Source organism: Pontibacillus chungwhensis (assembly GCF_030166655.1).
GTDB lineage: Bacteria > Bacillota > Bacilli > Bacillales > BH030062 > Pontibacillus.
The window spans coordinates 15,459-28,593 of record NZ_CP126446.1; the positions used below are offsets into that span (position 1 = coordinate 15,459).

Consider the following 13,135-nt stretch of genomic DNA (forward strand, 5'->3'; position numbering starts at 1 on the left):
GGAATACATCATGACTTTAATTGGTGTCTTAGGTTTACAAGGAGCAGTTCGTGAACATGTCCGCTCTATCGAAGCGAGCGGAGCTGAAGCGGTTATTGTTAAACGTACATCACAATTAAACGATATTGACGGCCTAATTTTGCCTGGGGGCGAAAGTACAACCATGCGTCGTCTAATTGATAAGTACAATTTTCTTGAGCCTTTAAAACAGTTTGGGCAAAGTGGTAAACCTATCTTTGGAACTTGTGCTGGTTTAATTTTGTTAGCTACTGATATTCAGGGCCAAGATCAGCCGCATCTTGGCTTAATGAATATGACAGTAGAACGAAATGCATTCGGTCGCCAAAGGGAAAGCTTTGAAGCCCATCTGGATATTAAGGGGATTGCTGAAGGGTATGAAGCCGTATTCATCCGGGCACCCTATATTGTAGATGTAGGGGACGGATCTGAAGTCCTTGCCAAGCAAAATGATAAAATCGTTGCAGCTCAGGATCGGCATTACCTTGCATGTGCTTTTCATCCTGAATTAACAGATGATCATCGTTTAACGGAACATTTTGTAAGAATGGTGGAAGAATCCAAGAAAACACTTGCATCTTAGTCAAAAATTCGCTATTCTTCTTCATAACAACATTTATATGAAACGTGATGACAGGAACTAGTAACAACGTTAACTTCTTAAGAGAGCTGGTGGTCGGTGAGAACCAGTGAAGGTGCGTTGCCAATCCATCCTCGAGCTGATATGCCGAATCTAAGTAAGCATGTCCGGTGCTGACGCATCGTTACTGTAAAGTGAGCCGGAAGGTAGATACCTTCAATAAGGGTGGCATCGCGGGAATATACAACTCTCGTCCCTAATCAATTGATTAAGGACGAGAGTTTTTTGTATGTACAAATTATTGAGGAGGCAACAACAATGCTAGATTTAAAATACTTACGTAATCATTTTGATGAAGTAAAAGATAAGCTTCAAAATCGTGGGGAAGACTTATCCGATTTAGACGCATTTGGTGAATTGGATGAACGTCGTCGTGAGCTTATTCGCGAAACAGAGGAACTAAAAGCAAAACGAAACGAAGTATCTAAAGATATTTCTGCTTTGAAAAAAGAAAAGAAAGATGCGGATCATTTAATTACGGAAATGCGTGAAGTAGGAGATCGCATTAAAGAATTAGATACAGAGTTAAAAGAGGTTGAAGAACGTCTTGAAACTCTTCTTCTTTCGATCCCGAATATTCCTCATGAAAGCGTACCGGTAGGAAGTGATGAGGATGATAATATCGTTGCTCGTGAGTGGGGAGAATTACCTCAATTCACGTTTGATCCTAAAGCCCATTGGGATGTAGCGGATCATTTAGATATTCTAGACTTTGAGAGAGCTTCCAAGGTAACAGGGAGTCGTTTTACTTTCTATAAGAAATTAGGGGCTCGCTTGGAACGTGCACTAATGAGTTTTATGATGGACTTGCATGCAGAGGAGCATGGTTATGAAGAAATGCTACCTCCTTATATGATTAACCGGACAAGTATGACAGGTACAGGGCAGCTTCCTAAGTTTGAAGAAGACGCCTTTAAAGTAGAAGAGTGGGATTATTTCCTTGCACCTACAGCAGAGGTACCTGTTACAAACTACCATCGCGAAGAAATCCTTTCTCTAGAGGACCTACCACGAAAATATGTCGCATTCAGTGCTTGTTTCCGCTCAGAAGCAGGGTCTGCTGGCCGCGATACACGTGGACTCATCCGTCAGCACCAGTTTAACAAAGTAGAGCTTGTGCAGTTTGTAAAACCTGAAGAGTCTTATGACGCACTTGAACAGCTTACAGGGCACGCAGAGAAAGTACTTCAGCTGTTAAAACTACCTTACCGTGTCATGGATATGTGTACAGGTGATCTGGGCTTCACAGCTGCTAAGAAATATGACATTGAAGTATGGCTGCCTAGTTACAATACGTATCGTGAAATCTCTTCTTGCTCTAACTTCGAAGACTTCCAAGCTCGTCGAGCGGGCATTCGCTTCCGACGCGATCAGAAAGGGAAGCCTGAATTCGTTCATACCTTAAATGGATCTGGTTTAGCCCTTGGACGTACGGTAGCTGCAATTTTAGAAAATTACCAGCAAGAAGATGGAACGGTAGTAGTTCCAGAAGTCCTTCGTCCGTATATGGGTGGGAAAGATGTAATCAAATAAATGAAGAAGTAAAAAAAGAGCTCGCTTGCACGAGCTCTTTTTTTATTGGGCGATTATGGGGCCGTTACGTTTGATAAGAGCTTGGGCTTGCTCGGAGACAACGGTAAACTACAGTGAACATACTAGCTTTTTATAAAAAAATTAATAAAAGGCTTGTTTTTTATATATAATTCAGATACAATATTCTTTGTGGTTGTTTTCAGCCGATGTAAGAGGCAACCAACAGTTTTCAACATTTTAAAAGATATTGTTGAAAATCATTGACTTTAATAATACTAAATGTTATATTATTAAATGTCGCTACGGAGGAGTACCCAAGTCTGGCTGAAGGGAGCGGTCTTGAAAACCGCCAGGGGGTTAACGCCCCGCGGGGGTTCGAATCCCTCCTCCTCCGCCATTTTTTATGCGCGTAAAAATTGGAGATTGAAAAATCACTAACGATATAGATCAAACCTCAGTGAGTTATCACTGAGGTTTTTTTAATGGCTTATTATAGTGAGTCAAAATTAAGATATAAAAAAAGTGAGCAGATCCTTTAAAAAGGAAAGCTCACTCTTTTTTTACGTAAGTTGGCGAGAGCGCCACTTGCGGGATTGTTGAATGAAATGTCCAATCTTCTCTAAAATGGGTTCAATGGAATTCTCATCATTTACAACGTCGTAATCGGCAATGTTAAGACGAAGGACAGGGCATGCATTGAAGTCATCAATCCAGTTCTCATAACGCCCAAACATTTCTTCCCAGTACTCTACTGGTGTTTGTTGTTCCATTGGGCGACCGCGTTCCTTGATGCGGCTTACCACATCATCAAATGATCCTTCTAAATAAATAAGAAGATCAGGATGTGGGAAGTATGGTGTCATAACCATTGCATCAAATAGGTTCGTGTAGGTATTATAATCTACTTCATTCATCGTACCTTTTTCGTAGTGCATTTTTGCGAAGATACCAGTGTCTTCATAAATCGAACGATCCTGGATAAAGCCGCCACCATACTCAAAAATCTTCTTCTGCTCTTTGAAACGTTCAGCTAAGAAGTAAATCTGTAAATGGAAGCTCCAACGCTCGAAGTCGTTGTAGAACTTATCCAAATAAGGGTTCGTATCAACTTTCTCAAATGACGTTCTGAAATTTAAAGCTCTGGCTAAAGCGTTTGTCATGGTAGATTTACCAACACCAACAGTGCCGGCGATCGTAATGACAGCATCATGTGGAATGCCATATTGATTACGTGCATTCATTATATAACTTCCCCTTTTTTAAAGTGATTCTCGATTGTTTGAATCATGTAGTCTAGATCATCCTGGTGTTTGACAAAATCCAAGTTGTCTCCGTTAAAACGGATTACAGGAATATCTGGATGTTCACGCTCGAATTTCTCCATAAATAATTCATAATCATGAAGTAATTGTTCTAAATAACTCGCTTGGATATTTTGCTCTACTTCACGGCCGCGCATTCTTATACGTTCTAGGAGTGTATCTAGACTGGCATGCAAGTAAATAATCATATTCGGACGAGGCATATCCTTTGTGAGGATATCGTATATTTGAACATATTTTTTATATTGTGTTTCCTTTAGTGTACGTTCAGCGAAAATTAAATTCTTAGAAATATGGTAATCAGAAATCACAGGTCGGTTTTGATTTAAATAGTAAGTTTCGATATCTTCTAACTGCTTAAATCGATTGCATAAGAAGAACATCTCAGTCTGGAAGCTCCATTCTTCAATGTTGTCATAGAATTTCCCTAAGAACGGATTCTCCTCGACAATTTCTTTTAATAAGGTATATTCAAATTGGGTGGCTAATTTTTGTGCCAGGGATGTTTTCCCTACCCCAATTGGACCTTCTACTGCAATAAAGGGAGTATTCCCCATCTCTCCTCCTCCTTCGCCAACAGTATTACTCTATACGTTCAGACAGACAAACTACATTTTATCATAATCACTGGACGTAAGTAACGGTCATATTCTTTAAAATTGATTCCATATGTAGGTTGTGCCAGTTGGTTGTATACCATGTATTGAGCTGAGTGCAGAGACTTCCCAAAATCGTTCTTTTTTTATATAATAGGGAAAGGAATTCATGGCTCCGTAGCTCAGGGGATAGAGCATAGGTTTCCTAAACCTTGTGTCGCAGGTTCGAATCCTGCCGGGGTCATCTATTAGAAAAAGCTGTCCAACTCTGGACAGCTTTTTCTTTTTATTTCCTATTTTAGGATAGTGTTCCTAGTTTAATGTCTTGGATAAAAAGGAATCCCATTCACATGATTATTTTCCGTGAAGGGGGCATTAAACTTGTTTGGATTATACGATATCTTGTACTTAATGGTTTCCATTTTTATTATATTGCCCATTGTGTCTATGATTCATGAGATCGGACACTTATTCTTCGCGGTCTTGTTTAAAGCGAAAAACCAAACGTTAGATATCGGCTGTGGAAAGCCGATTTTACAAATCGGACGATTATGCTTTCGTAAATATTATTTCTTCTATAGCTGGTGCCAGTTCGAGCGCCTTGAAAAGAATACACGCTTTCACTATATTCTGGTCTATGCCGGCCCAATGATTTTTAATATTTTAGCCGCTATTGGCGTAAACGCACTCATTTATTATGATCTTATAGAGGGACAGAAGTTTTGGAATCTATTTGTATATTATTCCATTTACTTTGTTATGTTTGATGCGATTCCAATGCGTTATCCCGATGGACAGCCGAGCAACGGTTTAGTGGTATTTGAAATGTTAAAGGATGGGAAGCGTGCGACTTTCCAAAAGGAAAAATGGGCAGAAGAGGAGTTAAACTGTTGATTTACTCCTCTGGCTCAATAAAAATTGTCCTCATTGGCACGTCATTTGCTTCTATATAGGCATAAATTTTATTACGGTAGTCAAAGAAGTCCCGATCATTCTGAACCGTAAACCGCGTTCCGTCTTTTCCGATAAACTCGTGTTCTTTTAATGTAATGGTATTGTTCTCACGTGTTGTTACCTTAATGACCTCTTCTATATCCCCCCACTCCATATCATGACGCTCCAGTGTGAAAGCTTCATTGAAGTGAAGTCCTTCTGGATCAAAGTAAAAGTAACTATTTACTCCTAATGCACAAGTTAAAATAACCACAGGTATACCGATGAAAAACATCCACGGTCGGTGTTTTAAATTTTTATTCTCTCGTTTGGAATTGTAGAGAAGATCTAAAACGACCGTACTAGCCATTAACATGGATCCCGCAAAGAAAAAGGCATAGGCAGCGAATAAAGGCTGGAAGTAAATGTGCTCTCTTGAGAAGAAGAAGATATCTTGAAAGAAGATTACAAGAAAGAGTGGAAAGAAGAAGCTCCCAATTACAAAAATGACGATCATACCAACTTTTATTGGCTTTGTATCTTGTCCAATCATGGCTTTCAAATGAATTCCCCCTGAACCCTAACGATCTTTATTTCTTTCTATAACATAGAAAATATTAACATATTTTGACTGATGCTTAAAACTTTTTAAGTATCTTTTTTGTTTTGGAAAGTATAACAGTATTTTCTAGAGGAATACTGAAGACAAAACATTTAAGGGAGGTCTACACATGAGCGAGCAAGAGAAATATAGTCGCCGGGACTTTTTAAAGAAAAGCGGTTATGCAGCAGGTGGTGTAGTCGGTGGAGGGTTAATTGCTAGTTTGATTACTATGCAAGTAATGGAGGATGACCCTAAAACCAAAAATAGTCAAACGAATGGTGGAAGTGAAGATCAATTCAATGATGCCTTTATGTTCTTTACGAACCGTGATGACTTCCGTGTATTAGCTTCAAGCTGTGAGCGGATTTTTCCAGAAGATGAAAATGGTCCGGGGGCTATTAAGCTAGGTGTACCATTCTTTATTGATCATCAACTTGCAGGTCCTTGGGGCAATAATACTAAAGAATACATGCAAGGTCCTTTCTACAAGGGCGAGCCTACACAAGGATATCAGTCTCGTATGAACCGCGGGGAGATCTTCCGTGTGGGCATTAAGAAGTTAAAAGAAAAGGCCCAATCTGATTATGAGAAGAGCTTCCAAGAGTTAAGCGCAGAAGAACAGGATAAGATCTTAACGGCTTTTGAAAATGATGATGTGAAGATAAGTGGTACAACTTCTGCGGAGTTCTTTGAGATGATGCGAGCAGCAACGATTGAAGGAGTTTATGCAGATCCAATGTATAGTGGAAACCGCAATATGGAAGGCTGGAAGATGAAGCAGTTCCCAGGTGCCCAAATGTCTTATATCGGTAAAATCGAGAGCGATAAGTTTGTAGATATAGAGCCGCAAAGCTTGCATTCTATGTTGAATAAATAGAAAGGCGGAGATCATATGGCAAAGACGTTGCCAAAGGTTGATGTAGTAACGGTAGGAGTAGGTTGGACAGGTGGTATTTTAGCAGCAGAGTTAGCGAAAGATGGTATGAAGGTAGTAGGACTTGAAAGAGGGAAAGAAAGGTCAACAGAAGATTACTTGCATGGTCACGATGAACTGCGTTATGCGCTTCGCTATGAGCTAATGCAGGATACATCTAAAGAGACCCTTACATTCCGTAATAATCGTAAGCAGCGCGCTCTACCTATGCGTCAACTAGGTTCCTTCTTATTAGGAGAGAATTTAGGTGGTGCTGGTGTGCACTGGAACGGACAAACCTATCGCTTTTTCCCTTATGACTTTGAAATCAAATCTATGACTGAGAAGAAGTATGGAAAAGGGAAAATTAAAGATGGCTATTTTGTTCAGGACTGGGGCATTACATATGACGAGTTAGAGCCCTACTATGATCAATTTGAAAAAGCATGTGGCATCTCAGGCGAGGAAAATCCTATGGCTGGAAAGCGAAGCAATCCTTATCCAACCCCTCCAATGAAAAGTACTCGTTCATTAGATAAGTTTACAAAAGCGACAAAGGATTTGGGGTACAAGCCATATCGAATCCCTTCTGCTAACTTATCTGAACCGTACAAGAACCAATATGGTATGCAAATTAATGCGTGTCAATACTGTGCCTTCTGTGAACGTTTTGGATGTGAGTACGGAGCAAAGTCTGATCCGGTGATCTCTGTTATTCCAGCCGCTAAAGAATCAGGGAATTATGAAATTCGCTATCACTCTAACGTGACAGAAATCATCTACGATGGAAATAAAGTAACAGGAGTGAAATACGTAGATGTTCAAAGCGGAGAGGAATTTATCCAGCCTGCTGAGGTTGTGGCCCTAACATCTTACGTGATGAATAATGTTAAGTTCTTGCTAATGTCTAATATTGGTAAGAAGTATGATCCTAAGACAGGTAAAGGTGTTGTGGGACGTAGCTATTGCTATCAGATTCTTCCTGGTGCAACCGGTTTTTATGAAGAGGAGCAATTTAACACTTTTATGGGTGCCGGTGCCCTTGGTACTTCGATTAACGATTTTTATGGGGATAACTTTGACCATTCTGATCTTGATTTCATTCATGGCGGAGTCGTTTCCATTACGCAAACAGGTAAGAGACCTATAGCAAATAATCCAACACCTCCTGATACACCGAGGTGGGGGAAAGAGTTTAAAAATAATTCGATTAAATATTATACACGCACACTCACAATCGGTTCTCAAGGTGCTTCCTTACCTTATAAGGAAAACTTCTTAGATCTTGATCCAACCTATAAAGATGCCTATGGTCTACCTTTATTACGTATGACGTATAATTTTACCCAACAAGATAAGAATCTGCAAAAGTACATTACTAAAAAGGCTGCAGAAATATCTGAGAAAATGGGAGCCTCAAAGACGGTTCCAAACCCAGAGTTAACAGACTATAGCATTGTGCCATATCAGACCACCCACAACACGGGTGGTGCCATAATGGGGGCTGATCCAAATAGCTCTGTTGTAAACAACTACTTGCAGCATTGGAATGCGGAGAATTTATTCGTCGTAGGAGCTTCAGCATTTGCTCATAATGGAGGAGTAAACCCAACAGATACAGTAGGCGCACTTGCCTATCGTGCCGCTGAGGGGATTAAGAAATATCGTAAAAATGGTGGTTCTCTCGTTTAATTTCTAAACAAAAGGAGTGAAGCCCTATGCTTCCTCAAATCGGAATCCCTGGTTTAGTGCTCATCTTAGTATTGTCGCTCATTTTATTCGGCCCCAAAAAGTTACCGGAGATCGGTGCAGCGTTTGGGAAGACATTAGCTGAATTTAAACAGTCTACAAAAGAATTGCTAGAAGATGAAGAGGAACCTAAATCATTACAGGAACCTAAAAAAGAATAATGTAAAGCCAAGTACATCCTTTTGTACTTGGCTTTTTTATTTCTTAATGTTTTCCTTTTGTCCAAACCGCTTGGGCTTTTCTAATGTCTAGCTCCGGCAGGTAAAGGCTAGCGAGATAAGCAAACTACCTGCAGTGGCTAATCGCCACTTCCGGCAGTTTGCTTCTCCGGCCCCACAGGACGTGGGGTCGTTCGATGTTGTCACAGGATGTGACGTTCTTAGTCGAACTTCCTCATTTCCTTCAACCCGCCTGCGCTTTTCTAATGTCTAGCTCCGGCGGGTAGGACCTAGCGAGATAAGAAAAGCCACTGCAGTGAGACAAGCTCACTTCCGTGGCTTTTCTTATCCGTACGGTCCTGACCAACCCGCCTGCGCTTTTCTATGGTGTCTAGCTCCGGCTCCTAGCCCCTAGCGTCATAAGCAATCTAACTCCAGTGGCCTTCAGCCACTTCCGTTAGCTTGCTTATGCGTACGGGGCTAAACAGTCGCCTGCGCTTTTCTATCTATTATCAATCTTCTCCGGATACATATCATGATTCATTAGGCGGTGTTCGGCCATTTTTTCGTACTTGGTGTTTGGTTTTCCGTAGTTGCAGTAAGGGTCGATTGAGATGCCGCCTCTTGGTGTGAATTTACCCCATACTTCAATATAACGAGGGTCCATAAGGTTGATTAAATCGTTCATAATGATATTCATACTGTCTTCATGGAAATCGCCGTGATTGCGGAAGCTGAAAAGGTAAAGCTTTAAGGATTTACTTTCCACCATCTTTTCTCCTGGAATGTAACTAATATAAATGGTTGCGAAATCTGGCTGGCCTGTTTTAGGGCACAGTGTTGTGAATTCTGGGCAATTAAATTTAACGAAATAATCTCGCTGTGGATGTTTGTTATCAAATGACTCTAATACGTCTGGGTCGTAATCAAATGAGTAACTCGTTCCTTGATTACCGAGTAATGTTACTCCTTCTAATTCTTCGTCTTTTCTTCCTGCCATAGTTGGTCACCACTTTCTCAAAGAACAAAAAAAGAGGATGCTCTTCTCATGGAAGATTCACCTCTCGTCCTTTAGTTTTTTATAGAGGGTTTAGCTAGAACCTCTCCCAATTCGGAATGTCCTATACTGTTAATAACTTTAGTATATAAGGGGGAGTCAAAGGTGTCAACGCGCGCTAGTAACCTACTAAAAAGTTTTGATTTCTAGATAACGAGGTAAATTTGTAGAGAACACTCATTTAAGGAGGATTCTCATGCAACCCCATAAATTATACATTAACGGCGAATATGTTGAGTCTACAGGCAGTGAGTTTATTGATATTATAAATCCATCGACAGAAGAAGTTATTTCAAGAACCCCAAAAGGGACTGAGGAAGATGTGAACAAAGCTGTTGAGGCAGCTTTTCATGCTCAGAAGGAATGGGAACTTACCCCCGCTATTAAACGCGGTGAAGCAGTACGTGAGATGGGAGATAAAATAGCAGAGAAACGCGATACATTTATTCAATTACTACAAGAAGAGCAAGGGAAAGCATATGAATTAGCAAGTGGGGAAATCGACCTTGCTATAGATTATTTCCGATACATGTCAGAATGGGCAAGAAGAATAGAGGGAGAAATTGTTCCAAGTGATCGACCAAATGAAAACATCATGGTTTATAAGAAACCTATTGGCGTAGTAGCAGGTATCGTTCCGTGGAACTTCCCTATGTTTATTTTAGCCCGTAAAGTTGCTACATCCCTTGTGACAGGTTGTTCTATTGTACTAAAACCGAGTCAACAAACACCAAATACAGCAGCGGAGTTTACTAAGATCATTGATGGTATGGACTTGCCGAAAGGAATTTATAACTTTATCACAGGTACTGGAGGTACGCTTGGTAATGCCATGGCTACCCACGAGAAAGTTCATATGATCTCAATGACAGGTAGCGTGGGTGCTGGTACCAAGGTTATGGAAGCGGCTGCGCAGAATATTACAAAAGTTAATCTGGAACTGGGCGGTAAAGCGCCAGCTATTGTAACGGCGAACGCAAACTTAGACGTGGCGGTAGAAAATGTGATGCAATCTCGCCTGATTAATAATGGACAAGCTTGTACAAATGCTGAAAGAGTCTATGTACATGAAAGTGTAGCGGAGGAGTTTATTAATCGTCTCCAAAAATCCTTCGAAAATCAAAAACTCGGAAATCCTCTTCAGGACAAAGAAGCGGATGTAGGTCCTTTAATTAGTGAAGACCGTATTCAAGAGGTTGAAAAAATGGTAGAGAGTGCTGTGAGTGAAGGAGCTCGTATCGTAACAGGAGGTAAGCGTGGTGACCAGGAGAAAGGTTTCTTCTATGAACCGACCATCCTAGCTGATGCTACTCATGATATGACGGTTGTACAGGAAGAGATCTTTGGGCCTGTTATTCCGGTTGTGACGTTCTCCACTATTGATGAAGCCATTGAAAAAGGAAACGATACAGTTTATGGACTATCCTCTTCTGTATATACAGAAGACCTTAGTGAAGCCATGCGTATCGTAAATGAACTTAAGTTCGGGGAAACATATGTAAACCGTGAGAACATGGAAGCGGTCCAAGGGTATCACCAAGGACTTCGTAAGTCTGGTATAGGTGGCGCCGACGGTAAGCACGGTGTCGAAGACTTCCTTGTAACGCAAGTGGTTTATATGGATTATAACTCCAGTAAGAAATAATAGAAACGTGGAAAAAGTCCTGTGAGATTTTATCTTGCAGGGCTTTTTTCATTCTCTGACTAGTATATTCCAGTTATTGTGAGGGTTATGACTTTAAATTTATTCGTGAATCCCATACAATAGAATTAATTAACGGAATTTTTAAATAGTTTCAGCTTCAAACGAACCTTCTTTTTTAAAGAAGACTGTAATCGTTTACAAAATGGGGACGAGGTGATTGGATGAACATGCAACGTATTGAAACCAAAAGTGGAAACTACAACATGAAGAACTATGAGGAAACGTATCAAAATTTTAATTGGGATGAAGCTAAATCCAATTTTAGCTGGCATACGTCAGGGAAAGTAAATATCGCGTACGAAGCCATTGACCGCCATGCTGAAAATCCAGATAAGGCAGATCAAGTTGCCCTTATTTACTCTGCACCCGATCGGGAAGAAAAACTGACTTTTACAGATTTAAAACAATCGAGTAATCAATTTGCTAATGTATTGAAAAAATACGGGGTAGAGAAAGAAGATCGTATCTTTCTTTTCATGCCTAGAAGTCCGGAGTTTTACTCCGCTTTCCTCGGGATCTTAAAGGTCGGAGCCATTGCTGGTCCACTGTTTGAAGCGTTTATGGAGCAAGCGGTTCGTGATCGTTTAGAAGATAGTGAAGCTTCCATGTTGGTAACGACACCGGAGCTATTAGAGCGAGTACCTTTTGAAGATTTACCTCACTTAAAGAAAATCGTCTTGGTAGGAGACTCTGATCACACAGGGGATGCGTATATTGATTATTACGCGGAAATGAAAGAAGCCTCTAAAAGTTTTGATGTGGAGTGGGTGGATTTAGAAGATGGTATGCTTCTTCATTATACTTCCGGGTCTACTGGTAAACCAAAAGGGGTGTACCATGTTCACAATGCCATGTTACAACACTATCAAACAGGTAAATGGGTATTGGATTTAAAAGAAGATGATATCTACTGGTGTACAGCAGACCCTGGCTGGGTAACAGGCACAAGTTACGGGATTTTCGCCCCTTGGCTAAATGGCGTTACTAACTTGGTACGTGGAGGGCGATTTAGTCCTGAACAGTGGTATGAAACACTGCAAGATCAAGAGATCACTGTGTGGTATTCTGCACCGACAGCGTTCCGTAAGTTAATGAGTGCTGGTGAGGATATTGTTAAACAATACAACCTGAAGAATCTTCGCCATGTACTCAGTGTAGGGGAACCACTTAACCCTGAAGTTATTGCCTGGGGAATGAATGCATTAGAGCTTCGCATTCACGATACATGGTGGATGACAGAAACAGGAGGTCAATTAATTTGTAATTTCCCTGCTCTTGATATGAAACCAGGCTCTATGGGGAAACCATTCCCAGGGATCGTTGCTTCTATTATTGATAATGAAGGGAACGAACTACCGCCTAATCAAATGGGTAATTTAGCTGTTAAAGCCCCTTGGCCTTCTATGATGCGCGCTATATGGAAGCGACCAGAGAAGTATGAAAGCTACTTCTTAAATGGATGGTACATTTCAGGGGATAGTGCGTATAAAGATGAGGAAGGTTATTTTTGGTTCCAAGGACGTCTGGATGATGTTATTAATACGTCTGGTGAACGGGTAGGACCTTTTGAAGTAGAAAGCAAATTAATTGAACACCCTGCCGTTTCAGAAGCCGGCGTTATTGGTAAACCGGATCCTGAGCGAGGAGAAATCATTAAAGCATTTATTACGTTAAACGAAGGATATTCAGAATCAGACGAGCTTTTAGAAGAGATTCGTCAATTTGTAAAGAAAGGGTTAAGTGCTCATGCTGCACCTCGTGAGCTAGAAGTAAAAGATACCATTCCAAAAACCCGTAGTGGTAAGATCATGCGTCGATTGCTGAAGTCTTGGGAGTTAGGGCTTCCAACCGGAGATGTATCTACGCTAGAAGAGTAAAAGTATTGGGCTGTTCCAAACAGGAACAGC

The 13,135-nt window shown here is 40.7% G+C and carries 12 protein-coding genes, 2 tRNA genes, 1 riboswitch and 1 other annotated feature; of the genes, 10 read left to right on the plus strand and 4 right to left on the minus strand.

Going from position 1 to position 13,135, the window contains the following annotated elements:
- Window positions 1–10: 10 nt before the first annotated feature.
- The 3 genes from pdxT to QNI29_RS00075 all read left to right on the plus strand — a co-directional run bounded on the left by pdxT (window position 11) and on the right by QNI29_RS00075 (window position 2,588).
- Window positions 11–601, plus strand: a complete 591-nt coding sequence (gene pdxT, locus QNI29_RS00065; protein ID WP_231419403.1) for a pyridoxal 5'-phosphate synthase glutaminase subunit PdxT — start codon at window positions 11–13, stop codon at window positions 599–601.
- A gap of 38 nt (window positions 602–639) precedes the next feature.
- Window positions 640–859: a binding site (T-box leader), on the plus strand.
- 57 nt (window positions 860–916) lie between these two features.
- Window positions 917–2,191, plus strand: a complete 1,275-nt coding sequence (gene serS / locus QNI29_RS00070; RefSeq protein ID WP_231419402.1) for a serine--tRNA ligase — start codon at window positions 917–919, stop codon at window positions 2,189–2,191.
- A 304-nt stretch (window positions 2,192–2,495) separates the two neighbouring features.
- A tRNA-Ser gene (locus QNI29_RS00075) sits at window positions 2,496–2,588 on the plus strand.
- 163 nt (window positions 2,589–2,751) lie between these two features.
- On the opposite strand, the gene QNI29_RS00080 is transcribed toward QNI29_RS00075, so the two are convergent.
- Window positions 2,752–3,432 carry a deoxynucleoside kinase gene (locus tag QNI29_RS00080; RefSeq protein ID WP_231419401.1) on the minus strand — a complete coding sequence of 227 codons (681 nt, stop codon included), beginning with the start codon at window positions 3,430–3,432 and terminating at the stop codon, window positions 2,752–2,754.
- Window positions 3,432–4,070, minus strand: coding sequence for a deoxynucleoside kinase (locus tag QNI29_RS00085; RefSeq protein WP_231419400.1), 639 nt, complete (start codon window positions 4,068–4,070; stop codon window positions 3,432–3,434). Before QNI29_RS00085 ends, QNI29_RS00080 begins: the two co-directional genes overlap by 1 nt.
- A gap of 210 nt (window positions 4,071–4,280) precedes the next feature.
- On the opposite strand from QNI29_RS00085, the gene QNI29_RS00090 reads away from it, so the two are divergent.
- Together QNI29_RS00090 and QNI29_RS00095 are read left to right on the plus strand one after the other, a co-directional pair.
- A tRNA-Arg gene (locus QNI29_RS00090) sits at window positions 4,281–4,353 on the plus strand.
- 137 nt (window positions 4,354–4,490) lie between these two features.
- Entirely contained in the window at window positions 4,491–5,003 is a 513-nt protein-coding gene (locus QNI29_RS00095) for a site-2 protease family protein (protein WP_231419399.1), read from the plus strand.
- 1 nt (window position 5,004) lies between these two features.
- Here the strand turns inward: QNI29_RS00095 and QNI29_RS00100 are convergent, their stop codons facing one another.
- Window positions 5,005–5,604: a hypothetical protein gene (locus QNI29_RS00100; RefSeq protein WP_231419398.1), complete on the minus strand. Its 600-nt coding sequence runs from the start codon at window positions 5,602–5,604 to the stop codon at window positions 5,005–5,007.
- Between the two features lie 169 nt (window positions 5,605–5,773).
- Between QNI29_RS00100 and QNI29_RS00105 the strand changes: the two genes are divergently transcribed.
- From QNI29_RS00105 to tatA, 3 genes are read left to right on the plus strand one after another with little or no spacing between them, the layout of a single operon-like run.
- Window positions 5,774–6,523 carry a gluconate 2-dehydrogenase subunit 3 family protein gene (locus QNI29_RS00105; protein ID WP_231419397.1) on the plus strand — a complete coding sequence of 250 codons (750 nt, stop codon included), beginning with the start codon at window positions 5,774–5,776 and terminating at the stop codon, window positions 6,521–6,523.
- A 15-nt stretch (window positions 6,524–6,538) separates the two neighbouring features.
- Complete coding sequence (locus tag QNI29_RS00110) at window positions 6,539–8,251, plus strand: GMC family oxidoreductase (protein WP_231419396.1); 1,713 nt, start codon at window positions 6,539–6,541, stop codon at window positions 8,249–8,251.
- A gap of 26 nt (window positions 8,252–8,277) precedes the next feature.
- Complete coding sequence (gene tatA / locus QNI29_RS00115; RefSeq protein WP_231419395.1) at window positions 8,278–8,469, plus strand: twin-arginine translocase TatA/TatE family subunit; 192 nt, start codon at window positions 8,278–8,280, stop codon at window positions 8,467–8,469.
- A gap of 499 nt (window positions 8,470–8,968) precedes the next feature.
- Here the strand turns inward: tatA and queF are convergent, their stop codons facing one another.
- The gene (queF, locus tag QNI29_RS00120; protein ID WP_231419394.1) at window positions 8,969–9,466 is read right to left on the minus strand and encodes a preQ(1) synthase; all 498 of its coding nucleotides are present in this window, start codon (window positions 9,464–9,466) and stop codon (window positions 8,969–8,971) included.
- A 65-nt stretch (window positions 9,467–9,531) separates the two neighbouring features.
- Window positions 9,532–9,576, minus strand: a riboswitch (PreQ1 riboswitch).
- Between the two features lie 143 nt (window positions 9,577–9,719).
- Here queF and aldA point away from each other — a divergent pair.
- Together aldA and acsA are read left to right on the plus strand one after the other, a co-directional pair.
- Entirely contained in the window at window positions 9,720–11,168 is a 1,449-nt protein-coding gene (gene aldA, locus QNI29_RS00125; protein ID WP_231419393.1) for an aldehyde dehydrogenase, read from the plus strand.
- 221 nt (window positions 11,169–11,389) lie between these two features.
- The gene (gene acsA, locus QNI29_RS00130) at window positions 11,390–13,105 is read left to right on the plus strand and encodes an acetate--CoA ligase (protein WP_231419392.1); all 1,716 of its coding nucleotides are present in this window, start codon (window positions 11,390–11,392) and stop codon (window positions 13,103–13,105) included.
- Window positions 13,106–13,135 lie beyond the last annotated feature (30 nt).